A 16,502-nucleotide genomic window follows, 5' to 3' on the forward strand; every position below is an offset into this window, starting at 1 on the left:
CCGGAAAGCCCTGCCCATGCTCCCGCGCCTTGCGCATCTCTACCGCCGCTATGCCGCGCGCCACCTGTGCCTGTCCTTCGCGGCGACCCCCATCTCGGTCTCGCTGCGGCAGGGGCGCGTCTGCGTCGACGCAGACGACGTCCTGCTCGAGCATGGCGGCGCCCGCGCCACCGGCAAGCACCCGTCCCTGCCCTATCTGCCCGGTGTAAATGTCCACGTTTCGTTGCGAAACACGGCGTCCGACGCGGTCACTCTCCCGGCCCTGTCGTGGCTGCGGCGTGCGGCGGGACATGCCGCGCTCTGGCCGGGTCTCGCCCGTCGCCTGATACGGGTCTTGCCACTCTTGCCGCGCCGCCACGATCCGCAGATCCGGGCGCGGGCGGCGCGGATCCTGGGGCTGGCGCACGAGGCCCCTGCCCCACCCTTGCACCTGTCGGCCCCGAACGCGGCGTTCCATCGGATCGCCACGGGCATCACCATCGTCCTTCCCGCGCACAACGCGGCCGATCACGTCGCCCGCTGCCTTGACCGCATCGCCACCATGACCGACCTGCCCTGGCGGCTGGTGATCGTCGAGGATGGCTCCACCGATCCTGCCCTGAGCCCGATGCTGCGCGATTGGGTTGCGGAGCATCCGCAGGCAACGCTGATCTGCCATGATCACCCCAAGGGGTTCGCAGCCGCGGTCAATGCCGCGCTGGACGCCTGTGGCCCGATCCGCACGCCCGTGGTGCTGCTCAATTCCGATGTCACCCTGCCGAAGGGCTGGGCGTCGCGCCTGATCGCGCCGCTCTTGGCCGATGGTTCTATCGCCAGCGTCACACCGTTGTCGAACGAGGGCGAGTTGATGGGCGCGCCCCATGCCTGTGCCGGTGTTGCGCTGCGAAACACCGAAGTGGATGCGGTGGACGCCGCCCTTGCCCCCTATGCCCGCCACACGGATCTGGCCAAACTGCCCACCGGGTCGGGCTTCTGCATGGCGCTCAGCCCGCATTGGCTGGCCGAGGTGCCGCGACTGGACGAAGGGTTCGGTCGCGGCTACGGCGAAGAGGTGGATTGGTGCCAGCGCACCCGCGCGCTGGGTGGGCGGCATGTCTGCCAGACCGGGCTATTCGTCGGCCATGTCGGTGCGGCCAGTTTCGGGCTTGAACAGAGACGCATTCTGCGCCACCGCAGCGCGCCCCTGCTGCGGCGCCGTTGGCCGCGCTTCGATGCGGAGGTGGCGCAGGCCAAGGCGCAGGATCCGCTGGCGGGCGACCGTCTGCGCGCCGGTCTGATCTGGGCCGGTCTGCGCCTTGCGGATGCACCCCTGCCCGTCTATCTCGCCCATTCCCTGGGCGGTGGCACGGCGCGTTGGCTGGACCAGCGGCTGGCCGGTCACGAGGTTGCGGCGGTGCTGCGCGTCGGCGGACCGCTGCGCTGGGAGTTGGAGTTGCACAGTCCGGCCGGGGTGACGCGGGGTGCCACGGACCGCTTTGCCGATGTGCTGGACCTGTTGCGCGCCGCCGGGCCGCGTCAGATCACCTATGCCTGCGCCGTGGGGGATCCGGCCCCCGAGGAGATCCCGTTCCGCCTGCTCGATCTCTGTGCAGGGGGGCAGGGGCTTGAGATCCTGTTCCACGACTATTTTCCGCTCAACCCCGATTACACGTTTCGCAGCGAACCCGACCCGGACTGGCAAGCGCTCTGGCGGCCCGCGCTGGACCGGGCGGATCACCTGACGGTGTTTTCCGACGCGTCCCGCGCCATCGTGGCTGCGGCCCATCCCGATCTTGCCCACAAGATCCGCCTGCGTCGGCACGGGCCGCTGGGGGCGGTGCCGCGCCTGTCGCCCGCACCTTCGGGGCGGATGGTGATCGGCGTGCCGGGCAACCTCAATGCGCAGAAAGGCGCGTCTGTGGTGGCCGATCTGGCGCGGGTCTTTGCCGGAACGGGTGAGGCGCGTCTGGTGGTGCTGGGTGAGGTGGCGCCCGATTGTCCCTTGCCCCGGTCGGTGCGGGTGGTCGGGGGCTACCGGCTCGACGATCTGCCGCATCTGGTGGCGCGGCACGGTATCGGGTGCTGGCTGATCCCGTCGCTTTGGCCCGAGACCTTTTCCTATGTCACCCAGGAATCGCTGGCCACCGGTCTGCCCTCGGTCGGGTTCGATCTGGGCGGGCAGGGCGAGGCGCTGCGTCATGCGGCGCATGGCCATGTGGTTGCGCTGCGCAACGGGCATCCGCCCGATGTGGAGGCGCTGCTGCGCAGCTTGCGGGCGCTGCCGGGATGGCCCGTGGTACAGGAGAAACCCGTCTCTGTTTCGCTGCGAAACCGGCCTTTCCGCAAGGTTCGCGCGTGATGGGCGGATGGCCTGAAATAGGTCCGTTTCGGACCTATTGTTTCGCGCGCGAAACATTGGGTCCGTTTCGGACCTATCTGTCAGAGGTCGCTGAGGATGTCCCGGTGCCAGCGCATCAGCCCGATCCCCGCCAGCAGCGCAACGCCCAGACCCAGCGCCAGCAGGTAGGCGGGGCTGACATAGGCGGCGTCATAGCCGGAATACAGCCCGCGCCGCACCAGCCCGACGATGTGGATCAGCGGGTTCCACCACAGGATGTCGCGCCAGGGCAGGGGGACGCTTTCGAAGGTGAAGAACACCCCCGAGATCAGGAACATCGGCCGCATGGCGATGGACCAGACCCGCTGCCAGAGCGGCAGCAGCCCGATCAGCAGGCAGTTCATCGCGCCGATGCCACCCGCCAGCACCGCCAGAAGCCCCGCCGCCTGCGCCAGGATCGCCATGTCCGGCACCGCGTGTGTTTCGCTGAGAAACAGGATGCCGCCCAGAAGCAGGCTCGCCACCGCGATCTGGGTCAGCACCGCCAAGAGGAACCTTGCCAGCAGCGCGTCGGCCACGCTCACCGCCGGATAGGCGAAGAGCGGGCGCGAGAAGTTCAGCGCCTGCGCCAGTTTGCCGGTGATGTCCGAGAAGGCGAGGAAGGGCAGCAGCCCGGTGGCATAGAAGAGCGGAAAGCTGACCCCCAGCGCCGGGGCGTGAAACCCGATGGCGAAGATCGCCGACAAAAGCGCGATCCCCGCCAGCGGTTCGGCCACGGCCCAGAGGTAACCTCCGGGCACGCGACCGTGAGTGGTGGACATTTCCCGCAGCATGAGCGCCGCCACCGCCCGCCAGAGGCTGGGACGGGCCGCGAGGCTCATGGCTGTGTTTCGCTGCGAAATTCGCGCATAGATAGAAAATCTACATCATGACTCGCCTTAAATCAATCCCCCGCGATCCCGTTCTACCCTTTCACGGCACCGCCGATCCGGGGCTGACGGTGACGCCGCTCGGTCCACGCCAGCCCGCGCCGCGGGCCCGCTGGGCGCGTCGGCACGTGGCGCTGGCGCTGTCCTTCGGGCTGTGCGTGCTGCTGCCGGTGCTGCTGAGCGCGGGCTATCTCTGGACACGCGCCGCCGATCAATACGCCTCCGAGGCGGGGTTTGCCGTGCGCAGGGAAGAGGCCGGTGCGGCGGTCGAGATGCTGGGCGGTCTGGCCGGGCTGTCGGGGAGCAGCACGCGCGATACCGATATTCTGTACGAATACCTCCATTCGCGCCGCCTTGTGGCGGAACTCGAGGCCGATCTGGGGCTTTCGGTGCTGTGGTCGAAACCGGGAGCAGAGCCGTTTCGCGGCGAAACAGACCCCGTTTTTGCCTTTCACGCGGGCGGTTCTCTGGAAGAGCTGCACCGTTACTGGGGGCGGCGGGTGCAGGTGTCTTACGACAGCCGCGCCGGGTTGATCGCGCTGCGCGTGACGGGGTTCGCGCCTGCCGATGCGCAGGCCATCACGGTCGCGATCGTGGCCCGAGCCACGGCCCTCATCAACGAGTTGAGCGACGTGGCGCGCGCCGACGCGATCCGCGACGCGGCGGCCGATCTCGAGGCGGCAGAGGGTCGCCTCCGGCTGGCCCGCGCCCAGGTGACGGCGTTCCGCAACCAGCACCAGCTGGTCGATCCGGCGGTGGATTTGCAGACCCGGGCGGGGCTTCTGGGCAATTTGCAGGCGCAATTGGCCGAGGCGCTGATCGCGCTGGATCTCTTGCGCGAGGCGACGCGGGACGACGATCCGCGTCTGGCGCAGGGCGCGCGCCGGGTGGCGGTGATCGAGGACCGCATTGCGGCGGAGCAGGCCAAGCTGGGTCTCGAGGGCGCGGACGGGGCCTTTGCCAGCGTGGTGGGCCAGTACGAGGCGCTGATGGCGGATCGGGATTTCGCCGAACGCGCCTATGCGGCGGCGCGCACCGCTTATGACATGGCGCAAGCCGAGGCGCGGCGGCAGAGCCGCTATCTGGCCGCCTGGCAGAAGCCGACCCTGCCGGAAACCGCCGAATATCCGAGGCGTGCGCGCCTGTTGGCGATGGTCACGGGGTTTGCGCTCTTGTTTTGGGGCTTGGCGGTGCTGTCGGTCTACGCGGCGCGGGACCGGCGCGGATGATCGTGCTGCATGACCTGTGGAAACGCTTTCCCGGCGGAGCTTTGGTGGCGCAGGGGGTCAGCGCGCGCTTTCCCGCAGGCCGCGCGACCGCGCTTTTGGGGCGCAACGGGGCGGGCAAGTCGTCGCTTCTGGCGATGATCGCGGGCACGCTGCGCCCCGATGCCGGACGGGTGGAGCGGCAGGGCCGGGTGTCCTGGCCCGTGGGGTTTGCGGGCGCGTTTCATCCCGATCTGACCGGGGCGCAGAACACCCGCTTCGTGGCACGGGTGTACGGCGTGGACAGCAGTGCGCTCTTGTCCTTCGTGCGCGATGTCTCGGGGCTGGGCGACGCGATGCGCCAGCCGGTGCGGCGCTATTCCTCGGGGATGCGCGCGCGGCTGGGATTTGCGCTATCGATGGGCATCCCCTTCGATATGTATCTGGTGGACGAGGTCACGGCAGTGGGCGATGCCGCGTTTCGCCGCGAAACCGCCGATCTGCTCAGGGCGCGGCTGGGGCAGGCGGGGGCCATCGTGGTCAGCCATGCGCCCGCGCAGTTGCGGGGGCTGTGCACGGCGGGCGCGGTGCTTGAGGATGGTCGGCTGCGGATGTTCGACGATCTCGAGGAGGCGATCGCGGTTTACCAGGCGGGGGCGCTGGTGAAAGATGGCGTACTACGTAGAACTCTAAAAAATTGAATGTCCTTCTTGAGTGAAGCGAAATTTTCAGAGGAGTAGACCTCTAAAAAGTGGGGGTATATCACTTCAAAGAAGACCCAAACTCGTGAGCCGATATTGTAAGATATCAGATTTGAGAGCTTCGCGATGCGCCTCGCGCTCAATGGGGTCGGTTGGCTGTATGTTAATGAACACTTCATGCAAAGGATTGCCTGGACAGAACATGGTTTGATACGCCATTGCCCTGATGTAGCAATCAGTCATTTGCCAGCTACCGTAGATCATTGGTAGGGCAACGATTGCGAGAACGAATTTTTTCACAGAAATTCCCTTCATAGGCATCGTTAGGTTGCTGGACACGATAGACGTACGAAGCACAGATATTCTGGCGCGTGTATGACCCGAGTTTGTCTTTTTAAGGGGGTGTTTCTAGGCCGCGAGCCAGAGCGCCACGCGGTCGCGCAGCCAGTGACGATGGGCGCTGAGGCGGCGCAGGCGGGCGCCGGGATCGAGCGACAGGGCCTGGCGCAGAATGTCTTGGTTAGGCGGTGTCAATTGCGCCATATGTGGCTCTAACATTGCCAGATTCTGGCACACCCAGTCACGATAGCTGCCATCGCGCAGCCGGTTCAAACGCCAGAGCGCGGCGGCAAGGCCGGTGCGGGGGCCAAGGCAATTCCCGGTATGGGCGCGGTAGAGCAGGCCGGGACGCGCATCCTGCACCACCTCTGTGGCCGCCCCGGTGAAGAGCAGGGTCAGCCACCAGTCCCAGAAGGGCACATCCACCACCCCCACGCGGCGGGCAAGCGCCACTGCGCCCGCATCGAGGATCAGCCCGCTGCCCGGGGTCCGGCACTCTACCATCGCATTGCGAAACCCCGGATCGCCGCCGCCGCGCCAGCACAGGGCGCGCGGCACCTGCCCACCCTTCAGCACCAGGCGATGTGCGGAATAGATCCGCCCGCCGGGCGGGGCGGGGGACCGGGTCAGTGCGGTCAGGCCGCGTGTCAGGTGGTGCGGCAGCCACAGATCGTCCTGATCGGCAAAGGCGACCGGGCCGGGGGGCAGGTCGGGGTGACAGAGCAGGCCGAGGTAATTCGCGCTCATGCCCCGTTTCGGGCCGCGCAGCAGGACGACCGGGTTCGGCTGATCCTCGGCGAAGGCGCGGATATGGGACCAGGTGGCGTCGGTGGAGCCATCATCGCTGATCCAGAGCGACCAGCGCAGGTGGTCCTGCGCCGCGAGGCTGGCCAGCTGCTGGTGCAGATGCGCGGCGCCGTTGCGGGTGCCCATGAGAACGGTGATATGCGGCAGCGGATCCATGCGGAGATCATGGCGCGGGCCGGGATGCATCACAACCACAAGTTGATCCTTGGGGTGATCCCGGTCGAATTTTCGGAAGCGGCGTGGTTTTGCCGCCAATCCGCCTGCCGGGTGGCGGGTGTCCACCGGGACCGCTTGAGGCACTTCGCCATACGCATTAGGGTCGCGTTCGGGCCCCGTCGGGGACCTCTTGTGCCAGCGACGTCGATAAAGGTCCCCGCCTGATGGAGTTTCCTCCGATCTATATTCTCAGCCTCGAAGGCGCGCAAAGGTTCGGACCGTTGGCCGAAGCGCTCGAGGCGCGTGGGCTGGCCTACGAGGTGTTCTGGGGCATCGACGGGCGCGAGACGCTGCCCGAGGCGCATGAGCACCGGGTCGACCGGCACGGCGCCGAGGCGCGCATGGGGCGGCCGATGTCGGACGGGGAGTTCGCCTGCGCGTTGTCGCATCGCCAGATCTACGAACGCATCGCGGAGGGTGACGCGCCGTCGGCCATCGTGCTCGAGGATGACGCCGATCCGGGTCCGGCGTTTTTCGATCTGGTCTCCGCGCTGGCCGATCCGCCCTGCGGGCTGCTGCTTTTCGATCACAAAAACACCTATGTGCGGGTGCGCGACCGGCTGATCCTGCCCGGCGGCGTGCGGGCCTACCGGGTGGCGCTGCCGCCCTTCCTGGCCACCGGCTACATGGTCTCGCGCGAGGTGGCGGCGCATCTGGCGTTTCGCAACGGGCCGGTGGTGCAGCCCTCGGACTGGCCCGACGCGATCCTGCAATTCGACAGCTATGCCTGCGATCCGCGGGTGATCACCCAGCGCGGACGGGCGGGCTGCGCATCGAGCCTCGAGGCCGGGCGGCGCAAGCACAAGCACAAGCGGCGCAAGAGCCTGCGGCGGTTGCTGTACAAATCCTACTGGCGGCGCTGGATGACCAAGCGCCTGGCGCACAAGCTGGCCTGACGGGACGGCGCGTGCGCGCACGCAGCCTACGGCAGCCTGGCACCTATTCGGCGGCTTCCAGCCGGGCCGGGGTGCTTTCGAGCCGCAGGCTGTGCAGCATCAGGCCCAGCGGGCGGGGATCGGCCGAGGCGCCCAGGTCGCGCGGGCTGTGACAGGCGGGCAGGGTCAGGTCGATGCGCAGCGGTCCGCTGAACCGGGGCAGGGGCAGCGTCCAGTCCATCACCGGATCGCCGCCCTGGGCGCGGGTGTCGGACCAGGTGGCGTGACGCCCGGTGCTTTCCTCGGTGGCGGTGACGGTGAGGGTTTGGGCCGCGTGTGCCAAAGCGGCCTCGAGCAGGGCGGCGGTGCCCGCGAGCAGGGTCACGGGATGATCCGGGTCGGGCAGGGCGCGGAGGCTGGCCTCTGGCCGGGCGGTCCAGATGCCGGTCTCTTCGGGCGGGTGGAAGCCGTCGAGACGCAGCGCGCCGGTGTCGGGAGTCAGGGCGAGGCGCACCAGGTCGGCATCGGCCTCAAGCGGGGACAGGGCGGTGACATCCGGCCCTTGCAGCAGCCTGCGCACCGGGGCCATGTCGGGGTGGTCGAGCAGCGGATCGCCGCGCCCGTCGAGATAGGTCATCAGGGTCTGGCCAACGCCGTTCCGCGCGGCCAGTTCGGTCAGACGCGTCTGGCCGTCGGGACCGGTGCGCTGGCCCAGGGCGTGCAGGCCCATCGGCAGGGCGATGCCCGGCGGCAGGCACAGAATCACCGTCCAGAGCGCCGGGTCGCGGATCGGCAGGGCGAGATCCGACAGGTGCAGCCCGGTATCCCCCGGCGTGCCACAGGCCCGTGCCAGCAATTGCCGCAACAGACCCAGCCGCGTGGTGGCCGCAAGCGCGCCGCCCTGCACCAGCGCCCGGCCCAGTCTGGCCGGGTCGGATACAGCCGTGTTGAGCAGATTCAGAGACACATATCGCCCGACATCGCGGTCCGGGTAGGACCAGAGATCCGGCGGCAGCAGCCCGCGCCCGGCCATCACGCCCGACATCACGCCGCGCACCTGGGCATAGGTGGCGTGCCAGTCGGCATCCTGCCGCTCGGGCGCGGTGCTGCGGGTGGTGGCAAGCCGCGCGCGGCGGGCCATGCGGGTCTGCCCGGCGTAGAGGAAGCTGGCCAGTTCCTCGGCATAGCGGGTGGCGTTGCGCGGACCCATGTAACGTGCCGCCGCCGCACCCCGCTTGCCGATCTGGGCCGGGTCGCGGGCGATGGCGGACAGCGTCTCGGTCAATGCCTCGACCCCGGCACCGGCGGGCAGGTGCCAGCCGCATTTGGCGGGCATCTCGGCGAAGCAGCCGGAGTGCTGCACGATCACCGGTCGCCCGCTGGCCAGTTGCTCGGCCAGCGACAGCGACGCGCCTTCGGTGTTGGGGCGGCGGATGTTGAGAAAGAGATCGGCCTCGCGCATCACCGCCGCGAACCCCGCCGCATCGGGGTCGGGCAGGAGGCGCACGCTTTCGGTCAGGCCCTGTGCTTTGATCCGCGCGGTGAGCATCTGCATGTAGGGCGCATCACCCGCATGGCCCGCGATGGTGACATGGTAGCGCGCGGCGAGATCCGGCGCCCCTGCCAGCGCGTCCACCAGCAGCTCCAGCCCCTTGGTCGGGCCGATATGGCCGGTGGCGGCCAGCCGCAGCCGTGCGCCGGGGCCGGGGGTGCGGTCGGGCGGATCGACCGGCACGTCGGGGCGCGGCATGAAGAGCGTCGTGTGCGATCCCGGGTAGCTGTCGCCCAAGGCCCGCGCGGCGAAATCGGAATGGGTCACCACCCCGGTGCCGAGCCGCGCCAGCACGTCGGACAGCGGCACCTGCGCAGCCCAGCTGCTTTCCCAAGGCACGTAGGACACCGATCCCGATCCCCGCAGGGTGCCGCTGGCGGCGAGGTAGTCAAAGCCCGAGGCCCCCGACACCGCATGGATCAGCGCGCCGAAGCCCGGTGCCGGGGCGGTGCCGTCATGGTGCAGCCCGGCCAGCATGTGCTGGTAGACATGGTCGTGCAGCACCACCGGGCCGGGATGGGCCATCAGCGCGCGCAGGATCAGCCCGTGATGGGGGTCGTTGTTGCCCAGGTGGTAGAGCATCAGGTCGAAAAGCTGGGGCAGGTCCGAGTGCACCAACGCCTCCGAGAGCGGCAGGGTGGGGCAGGGCATCTCGAGCCAGTCCCCGGGCGGGCAGGGCGGATGTAGCACCGTCACTTCGAGGCCCTTGCGGCGGGTGAGCGCCCGCAGCACCGATTGCGCGTAGGCGCCCACGCCGGTGCGCGACGAAACGGGGCAGATCCAGGCGAGGCGCATCAGGCGGCCTCGTCCATGGGCAACGGCGCATCGAACACCGCGTCGAAGCGTTTGAACCCCTCGGCGCGGGCGGCGGCGTTCAGCGCGGCAAAACGGGCAAGCTCGGGGTTCTGCGCCTCTCCGGTGGCGCGGATCGCGGTGAGCCGGTCGAGAAAGCCGCGGGCGCGCGCCTCGAGCTCTGACAGGCTGGGCGCCAGATCGCCGTAGGAGCGCGCGGCACAGAGCGCGCGCAGGTCCTTGCCCGCCCCGTACCCCGGCGCGGGCAGGACCAGCGTATAGGCCCCCGACAGCAGGCTGTCGAAGGGCGAGAGCCCCGCCACGGGTCGGTCGGGGCCGAAGCCCAGATGCAGGTGCAGATCGGCCACCAGCCCCGCGCCCATCGTGGCGTGGTCGCTGTCATGGGTGACGCAGCGCAGGGCTGCGTCGAGATCGCCGAGCGCGCGGCGCAGCACGTCGGCCTGTCCCGCAGGCGCGCCGTGATCGAACAGCAGGATCCGCGGTGCCGCCGGGGCGGAGGCGTCGGGCAGCGCCACCTGCACCGGCACGCGGTCGGCCAATGCCAGCGGAATCCACGGCGCGAACCCGACGGAGCCCGCGACATCGGCCCGGTCGGTCAGGATGGCGCGGCTGTAGCCCTGAAGCACCAGCGGCAGGGTCCCCGCCGCCTCCCAGGCGCCGGGGCCGCCGAATGTCTCCAACTCCGCCGAAAGCGGCTGTGTCAGCAGCAGCGTGGCGGGGCCGTGGCGCAACGCCTCCGGCAGGCCGAGCCCCAGCGACAGGGTGGGGCGCGCATGGGGCCTGGGCGGCAGGGCGGCGAGCGTCATGGTGTCCTGCACCGCCCGCGCCCCGATCTGGCGCGGCACGGGGGCGACAAGGGTCTCGCCGCGCCGGGCGAAATGCGCGCGCAGGGACTGGCCCAGAAGCCGCCCCCTGAGAGAGAGGCTTTGGCTGCCGGGATCGGGAAGGTGGATGAGCATGGGGCAAGGTCCGGGACGGGATGTGTCGCGCTCATGTTTGGGTCAGCAAGGTTAACGAAGCGTTACGGAAAGGCGGGTTTCGTGGGGCGCGGTATTGGGGGCTCTGCCCCCGGCCTGCGGCCTCCCCCGAGGTATTTGGAGCCCAAAGAAACCCTAGCCTGGCCAGACCGGCAGGCGGCGTGCATAGGGCAGAAACGCCTTGCCGGTCTCATGGGCCACCCGGGCGATCAGGTCGATGTCGGATTGCAGCGTGTCGAGGTCGGGGCAGGGCTGGCCCGCCACGCGGTCGGGCACCGGGCCGAGGTCGAGACCGCGGTCGGCCAGCGCGGCGCGGTCGCGGGCGAAGAGATGCGAGACCAGCGCGGCGGTGTCCGGGCCGGTTTCGAACCGGCCGCGAAAGCTCTCGGTCAGTTCGGCGTAGGCGCCGAATTCGTCCGGGATAGGGTGGGCATGTGCCTCCTCATAGCTCATCACGTGGTTCAGCATCCGCTTGAAGAAGAGCAAGTTGCCCGAGATCGTCAGGTTGCTGTCGGCGGCGGGCATCGTGATGCCGTCGACGCCGCCCATCTGCGCCAGGACATCGGCGCGGATGTCGCCACCGGGAAAGGCGTCGCGGCGGAAGGGGCGCAGGGTGATCCTGTCCGCGCCGTAGACCGCCTCCCAGCGTTTGAGGAAGGTCTCAAAAGCCTGCGGGAAGAGGCGGATGTAATCGTCGAAGCTCGCCGTCAGATTTCGTTCCTGCACCGCCTGCGCATACCAGCTGGCCAGATAGGACAGATGTTCGCGCAGATAGAGCACGATGCGGGTCTCGCCCGGCGGAAAGAGCGTGGCGGCGGCCTGTGGCGGGACGTTGCGGAAGAACAGTTCCGACGAGATCACGTAGCGTTTTGCCGGATCTGCCGTGACCTGCGCGAAGGCCCCGCGCCAACCCGGTTCCAACCCGCGCGATGGATGCCCCGCCAGCGCATAGGCCAGCTTGTGATGGGCGCAATGGCTCAGGTGGAAATCGGGATAGGACCAGCCCGCACGGGACAGCGCGTCCGCGTTGAGGGCCAGCATCCGCTGGATCGAGGAGGTGCCGGTCTTGTTGGCGCCGATATGCAGCAGGAATCGCGCGGTCATGCGGTCAGCCTAAACCGCGCGCGCGCGCCCTGCACTTCGCCGGATCGGGGGAGACCACGAAACAGGCCGGGCGTTGCGGCCCGGCCTGTGGTGTCGATCGGTGATCCTGTGGGGTCGCGTCAGGCGTTGACGCGGCCTGTGCCCTTGGGTCCGGCGATGAGCCAGATGATGAAGCCCAGAACGGGCAGCACGAGGATCAGAAGGGTCCAGAGCAGCTTGGCGCCCGTGGAGGCCGCGCTCTGCCATGTTTTGACCAATGCGTAGATGTCCGCAATAAGGACGATGAGGCCGAGAATTCCATATTCCATATCAGTGTCGCCTTTCCTGTCTGTCCGGGAGGGAACTTCCCTCTGTCTGGCAGGGAAACCCTTTATGGTGGCGTATTGTTCCCGGCGGGGATTGGCGGTCCTGATGCGGCGCGGGGAAATCCGCCTGTCCTGCCTGAGCTCTGCCGATCCCCGGCAGCCCGGAAAACCCTGCCTTGGACTGGGAAAAATGGGGTGATCCTGGCCTCGGTGGCCCTATAGTTGCGCAAGGCTCCCATGTCCCTGGACTGGCGGATCATGTCGCGCATCTACGCCATTCTCGATTGCCCCGAGCACAATGCCGTGCTGTCGCCGGAGCCGCTGCGGTCGGAGCGGTCGAAGTCGCGAGACACTCCCATCGGGGGCCCATCGGAGGGACACGCGCGCCGGACGACAAAATTGGACGACAAAAAAGGGGCGGATTGCTCCGCCCCGAGTTCACATGAGGGTCGTTGGTCGGTCGATCAGTTGAACGAGTAGACCAGTGAGACGCCGTAGGTGTTGTCATAGTGATCGACGCCACGGGCCACTTCCGAGTGGTACTCGGTCAGGATGCTCGTGCGCAGGGCCAGACTGTTGGTCATCGACACGTTCAGCGCCAGGTCGTTGAAGACCACGGTGTCGGAGTCCGACCAGATCACATCGGTGTCGTTGGTCAGGAACACGGTGTCCGTGAGCTTGTGCGCATAGTCCGAGCTGATGCCGAAGGCGCCTTCGTCGATATCGCCGCGGGTCACGTCGTTGATCTCGGCGAAGCGGTAGCCGGGACCACCCTGGACCGACCACTGAAGGGTCTCGGTGTTGTAGATGCGGTAACCCGCACCGAGGCTCAGGAAGGTGTCGGTTTCGTAATCCGAGAATTCGTCGACCGATCCCTGCACCTTGGCGAAGCCGAAGACGACCGGGGTGAAATCACGGGTGTATTCCAGGTCGTAGAACAGGCTTTCCTCGGTCTTTTCGCCTTCATCTTCGCCGTAGACATAGTTCAGCTGAAGCTCGATCCCGTTCGGGCCCCAGACATAGTTCAGGTCCGAGCCGATACCGATGTCGAGGCTGTCGGTGTTGCCGGTCGAAGCGATGCCGCGCACCGCGACGGAGCCGTTAAAGCCTTGCGGACGGCCTTCGTTGCCGAACCGGTCCAGATCGCGCTCGGCATCGTCTTCGATGGCTTCGAGCAGGTCTTCGTTGCGATCGGCGGCAACGGAGTCGCGTCCGACGAGGGACTGCGCGGAAACGGAGGTCGCGGAGAGGGCGGCGACCAGTGCCAGGGTCCCGACGCCGGATTTCAAGAGAGTGGTCATGGGTCTATTCCTTTCCCCAAAAAAGCGGACCCGCCCCCCGGGTCAAAGCGCCGGGGTGATCAGGAGCATCTCTGCTGTCAGGGGATATAAAGACGCGCTTTAAACGAGGGTAATTCGAATTAATCGTGTATGAAACGAGGATTACTCATTTGTAATTCCGGAATGCAGGACAGCGTCGCCCAGATCGATCGGGGCAATCCGGTCGATGACGGATGCCTGTTCCTTTTCAGTGGCTTGCACCACATCGGCCAGGGCGCGGCGCGCCAGCTCGGCCAGATCGGGGGAAATGTCGTCGCGCCAGATCACCCAGGACGGGTAGGGAAACCGTGGCGCATCCGCCACAATGTGCAGACGTCCTGCATCGAGATACCGCTTGACCGCCCGGGCCGGCAGGAACGCCGCGGCCCGGCGGTTGACGATATAGTCCATGGTCAGCGCCCCCAGCGCCATGGAGCGCCCGGAATCGGTCAGGTGCGGCAGCGCGATGGCCAACGCATGGGTGAACTCCGGCCCCCAGTCGACCGACACGAAGGCTTGCCCCAGATCGAGCGTCGCCCCCGGCCAGGAGGCCACGAGGATCAGTTCGTCATCGAGCGCCGGTTCGACGATCAGCCCCGGGCGCAGCTGCGGCGTATAGAGCAGGGCGGCCTGGATCACGCCTTCGACCAGAAACCGCATGATGCGGTCGCTCATGCCCAGCTCGCAATGCACGCTCAGCCCGGGCATCCCGGCCTGCATCGCATCGAGCCAGCGGAACCCCAGCCGGGGCCAGAGCGAATATTGCGCCCCGATGGAGATGGCGCGGCTGTAGCCCTCGGGGATGGCGATCTGCTGGCGCGCCTCTTCCCAGAGCTTCAACAGGCTGAGCGCATAGGGTTCGAACTGGCGGCCTTCGATGGTCAGCACCGCCCCCGCCTTGGACCGGGCGAAGAGCGGATGGCCCAGACTGTCCTCGAGCCGCTGGATCCGCAGGCTGACCGCCGATTGGGTGACATAGAGCCGGTCGCTGGCGGCCACGAAGGACCCGGAATTGGCCACTTCGAGAAAGGTCTTGATGAGGGTGATGTCCATGCCGCGTATCCATGAGGGTTTATGCCGTTAAGCGCCCTTGGTATGCGTTTTGCGCGGAGAACCGTAGTCCTGATCTGCGGATTGACTGACCCGCTTGGTGCGAAGTGTCAGATTTCTGCCAGAACCAAACGGGTTTTGCGGGGGGTGTTTTGGTAGGGCGAAAGTGTTGATTTTATGTGGACGGTAGGTTCGTGGCAAAAACGACCGTTTGTGGCGCGTAAGTTTTGACTAGGGATTTATGTCCGTTTTGCGGACGACGCTACCGACGCGACCAGTAACTGCTCGGCGATCCGCTGTGCCTCCTCGTCGATATCTGCCGTTGGAGCGGTGAGTATCGAGAAAACCCCAGGATTGACACTTTCGAGCGCACGAACATCGCCTAGTGTCTTCTTGATGCTTTCTTCATAATGCGCATCGAAGGTTTTGGAGCTGTAACGAGGCGGAGATCCCCGCATAGTGAGCCGCTCTTGCACGATATCCGCAGGCGGCTTCACAATAATGATGCAGTCAATTTCTCTGGCCAATGCAACTTGGCTGCGTCGAGGCAGGTCGTTGAACGAAAACCGGCCACCCAGCATGCGCCTTAGCACACGAAGCCTGTGTGGTATGCCCTCGTCGAAAACGACGATGGGGACAGGCACCTCGGCTGAACGTGTGCGCTGCAAGTAATAGTCCAAGAATGTATTGAAAATCTTGAAGTATGCTCGCAAGGTCAAAGGTCTGCACATGAGGGCAAAGCCCATTATTCGAGGGACGTAACGCAGGACGCGAATCTGGACGCGCAGGCGCTTGATATTGCTGCCTCGCTCGATGCGCGAGGCTAAGAGTATCCGGTTCGGGTGGCTACGCTCCAAAGCATGCCCCAACGTGGTCTTTCCAGAGCCAGCATACCCCACCAGGTGAACAAATATTTGCGGTTTCGTCGGCATTCAGGACCACCTACCCGTGAAACTATTTCAGTTGTAATTCGGTGAACTTACCAACGGGTCCCCCAAAAGCCTACTCTCGTATTCTTCGGGCGGAGTGGCGTATTGTCATGGAAGGTCTCCTTCCGAAGCTTCTCCGCACCGCAGGATGTGCCAAACCTCAATCGTTTCTGTCACCGGCAAAACGCCCGTTTTTCACACAGGTGCAAAAGAAATGTTTTTGCCGGAAGTCCTGTCGTATTTCTCCTGAGTCTGACCTGCTCCCCTTGGAGTCCGCGTTTATAAGTTGGCTCTGTTCGGGTTTTGGTTCTCTCTTGACCGTTGGTGATACTCCCGCGGGGTGAGTCCGTCGAGGCTCGAGTGCGGTCGGTGATGGTTGTAGTCGTCGCGCCATGCCGCGATCAAATGGCGGGCATGGCGCAGGTTTGGGAACAGGTGCTCATTGAGGCATTCATCCCGCAGACGACCATTGAAGCTCTCCACGAAGCCGTTCTGCATCGGCTTGCCTGGCGCGATGCAGTGCCACTCGATCTGGCGGTCTTCCTGCCATTGGGGCATGGCGTTCGACGTCAGCTCGGTGCCGTTGTCGCTGACCACCATGCAAGGGAAGCCGCGCATCTCGGCGATCCGGTCCAACTCCCGGGCGACACGGATGCCGGAGATCGAAGTGTCGACGACTGTCGCCAGGCATTCCCGGCTGAAGTCGTCGATGACACACAGGATGCGGAACCGGCGGTCGTCCGCCCTCATCGCTCAACCTCTTCGTCCATCCGACCCCCCTGGAATTCGGCGCTTTTCCGCCGGGCTGCCGGGTGGGATCTCCCGGGGCATTCAGGAACCGCAGGAGGGTGTCGTGACGGAACCTTCCGGAAACGGCCATTGAATCAATTCGTTAGGGTCTCGCCTGTCCTCACATGTGGATGAGCGGGAACCGGCGCCCTCTTTTTCAGCGCCCTGAATATTTCTTAAGCACCTGAAAACAAACGTGGGAACCGGGCTCGTCTCTCGGCAGTTTCCGGATCACCTCATGAAACCAAAAGGTGATACCATGACCTCGAAAACAT

14 protein-coding genes and 1 pseudogene are annotated in these 16,502 nt (G+C 66.4%); 4 read left to right on the top strand and 11 right to left on the bottom strand.

Annotated features, from left to right (window positions below):
- Positions 1 to 16 precede the first annotated feature (16 nt).
- Entirely contained in the window at positions 17 to 2,338 is a 2,322-nt protein-coding gene (locus tag Q1B16_RS21115; protein WP_299794050.1) for a glycosyltransferase, read from the top strand.
- Positions 2,339 to 2,418: 80 nt separating this feature from the next.
- Here the strand turns inward: Q1B16_RS21115 and Q1B16_RS21120 are convergent, their stop codons facing one another.
- Positions 2,419 to 3,198, bottom strand: coding sequence for an ABC transporter permease (locus tag Q1B16_RS21120; RefSeq protein ID WP_299794053.1), 780 nt, complete (start codon positions 3,196 to 3,198; stop codon positions 2,419 to 2,421).
- A gap of 47 nt (positions 3,199 to 3,245) precedes the next feature.
- On the opposite strand from Q1B16_RS21120, the gene Q1B16_RS21125 reads away from it, so the two are divergent.
- A complete protein-coding gene (locus tag Q1B16_RS21125) occupies positions 3,246 to 4,475 on the top strand; it encodes a capsule biosynthesis protein (protein WP_299794056.1) in 1,230 nt (409 codons plus the stop codon).
- Positions 4,472 to 5,152 (top strand): ABC transporter ATP-binding protein, encoded by a 681-nt coding sequence (locus tag Q1B16_RS21130; RefSeq protein ID WP_299794059.1) that lies wholly within the window; start codon positions 4,472 to 4,474, stop codon positions 5,150 to 5,152. Before Q1B16_RS21125 ends, Q1B16_RS21130 begins: the two co-directional genes overlap by 4 nt.
- 66 nt (positions 5,153 to 5,218) lie before the next feature.
- On the opposite strand, the gene Q1B16_RS21135 is transcribed toward Q1B16_RS21130, so the two are convergent.
- Both Q1B16_RS21135 and Q1B16_RS21140 read right to left on the bottom strand, forming a co-directional pair.
- Positions 5,219 to 5,452 (bottom strand): hypothetical protein, encoded by a 234-nt coding sequence (locus Q1B16_RS21135; RefSeq protein WP_299794062.1) that lies wholly within the window; start codon positions 5,450 to 5,452, stop codon positions 5,219 to 5,221.
- 108 nt (positions 5,453 to 5,560) lie between these two features.
- Positions 5,561 to 6,580 carry a glycosyltransferase gene (locus tag Q1B16_RS21140; protein ID WP_299794065.1) on the bottom strand — a complete coding sequence of 340 codons (1,020 nt, stop codon included), beginning with the start codon at positions 6,578 to 6,580 and terminating at the stop codon, positions 5,561 to 5,563.
- 98 nt (positions 6,581 to 6,678) lie between these two features.
- On the opposite strand from Q1B16_RS21140, the gene Q1B16_RS21145 reads away from it, so the two are divergent.
- On the top strand, positions 6,679 to 7,410 hold the full coding sequence (locus Q1B16_RS21145) for a glycosyltransferase family 25 protein (protein ID WP_299794068.1): 732 nt from the start codon (positions 6,679 to 6,681) through the stop codon (positions 7,408 to 7,410).
- Between the two features lie 43 nt (positions 7,411 to 7,453).
- Here Q1B16_RS21145 and Q1B16_RS21150 read toward each other — a convergent pair whose 3' ends face one another.
- The 8 genes and pseudogenes from Q1B16_RS21150 to Q1B16_RS21185 form a co-directional block, all read right to left on the bottom strand.
- On the bottom strand, positions 7,454 to 9,736 hold the full coding sequence (locus Q1B16_RS21150; RefSeq protein ID WP_299794071.1) for a glycosyltransferase family 4 protein: 2,283 nt from the start codon (positions 9,734 to 9,736) through the stop codon (positions 7,454 to 7,456).
- On the bottom strand, positions 9,736 to 10,713 hold the full coding sequence (locus Q1B16_RS21155) for a hypothetical protein (protein WP_299794074.1): 978 nt from the start codon (positions 10,711 to 10,713) through the stop codon (positions 9,736 to 9,738). The genes Q1B16_RS21150 and Q1B16_RS21155 overlap by 1 nt, the downstream gene beginning before the upstream one ends.
- Positions 10,714 to 10,866: 153 nt before the next feature.
- A complete protein-coding gene (locus Q1B16_RS21160; RefSeq protein WP_299794077.1) occupies positions 10,867 to 11,835 on the bottom strand; it encodes a hypothetical protein in 969 nt (322 codons plus the stop codon).
- Between the two features lie 119 nt (positions 11,836 to 11,954).
- Positions 11,955 to 12,143: a PLDc N-terminal domain-containing protein gene (locus tag Q1B16_RS21165; RefSeq protein ID WP_299794081.1), complete on the bottom strand. Its 189-nt coding sequence runs from the start codon at positions 12,141 to 12,143 to the stop codon at positions 11,955 to 11,957.
- A 461-nt stretch (positions 12,144 to 12,604) separates the two neighbouring features.
- Positions 12,605 to 13,441: a DUF481 domain-containing protein gene (locus Q1B16_RS21170; protein WP_299794083.1), complete on the bottom strand. Its 837-nt coding sequence runs from the start codon at positions 13,439 to 13,441 to the stop codon at positions 12,605 to 12,607.
- 141 nt (positions 13,442 to 13,582) lie between these two features.
- Entirely contained in the window at positions 13,583 to 14,512 is a 930-nt protein-coding gene (locus Q1B16_RS21175; RefSeq protein ID WP_299794086.1) for a LysR family transcriptional regulator, read from the bottom strand.
- A gap of 236 nt (positions 14,513 to 14,748) precedes the next feature.
- Entirely contained in the window at positions 14,749 to 15,441 is a 693-nt protein-coding gene (locus Q1B16_RS21180) for a hypothetical protein (protein ID WP_299794089.1), read from the bottom strand.
- A gap of 276 nt (positions 15,442 to 15,717) precedes the next feature.
- Positions 15,718 to 16,173 (bottom strand): annotated as a pseudogene (locus tag Q1B16_RS21185) (integrase core domain-containing protein); the annotation flags it as partial.
- Between the last annotated feature and the right edge of the window lie 329 nt (positions 16,174 to 16,502).

Origin of the sequence: uncultured Marivita sp. (assembly GCF_947488135.1) — a bacterium.
Lineage (GTDB): Bacteria > Pseudomonadota > Alphaproteobacteria > Rhodobacterales > Rhodobacteraceae > Marivita.

Excerpts from the sequence above, each read along its gene's own strand:
- Q1B16_RS21115 (WP_299794050.1), top strand. The coding sequence starts at position 17 with ATGCTCCCGCGCCTTGCGCATCTCTACCGCCGCTATGCCGCGCGCCAC.
- Q1B16_RS21120 (WP_299794053.1), bottom strand. The coding sequence starts at position 3,198 with ATGAGCCTCGCGGCCCGTCCCAGCCTCTGGCGGGCGGTGGCGGCGCTC.
- Q1B16_RS21125 (WP_299794056.1), top strand. The coding sequence starts at position 3,246 with ATGACTCGCCTTAAATCAATCCCCCGCGATCCCGTTCTACCCTTTCAC.
- Q1B16_RS21130 (WP_299794059.1), top strand. The coding sequence starts at position 4,472 with ATGATCGTGCTGCATGACCTGTGGAAACGCTTTCCCGGCGGAGCTTTG.
- Q1B16_RS21145 (WP_299794068.1), top strand. The coding sequence starts at position 6,679 with ATGGAGTTTCCTCCGATCTATATTCTCAGCCTCGAAGGCGCGCAAAGG.
- Q1B16_RS21150 (WP_299794071.1), bottom strand. The coding sequence starts at position 9,736 with ATGCGCCTCGCCTGGATCTGCCCCGTTTCGTCGCGCACCGGCGTGGGC.
- Q1B16_RS21155 (WP_299794074.1), bottom strand. The coding sequence starts at position 10,713 with ATGCTCATCCACCTTCCCGATCCCGGCAGCCAAAGCCTCTCTCTCAGG.
- Q1B16_RS21160 (WP_299794077.1), bottom strand. The coding sequence starts at position 11,835 with ATGACCGCGCGATTCCTGCTGCATATCGGCGCCAACAAGACCGGCACC.
- Q1B16_RS21165 (WP_299794081.1), bottom strand. The coding sequence starts at position 12,143 with ATGGAATATGGAATTCTCGGCCTCATCGTCCTTATTGCGGACATCTAC.
- Q1B16_RS21170 (WP_299794083.1), bottom strand. The coding sequence starts at position 13,441 with ATGACCACTCTCTTGAAATCCGGCGTCGGGACCCTGGCACTGGTCGCC.
- Q1B16_RS21175 (WP_299794086.1), bottom strand. The coding sequence starts at position 14,512 with ATGGACATCACCCTCATCAAGACCTTTCTCGAAGTGGCCAATTCCGGG.
- Q1B16_RS21180 (WP_299794089.1), bottom strand. The coding sequence starts at position 15,441 with ATGCCGACGAAACCGCAAATATTTGTTCACCTGGTGGGGTATGCTGGC.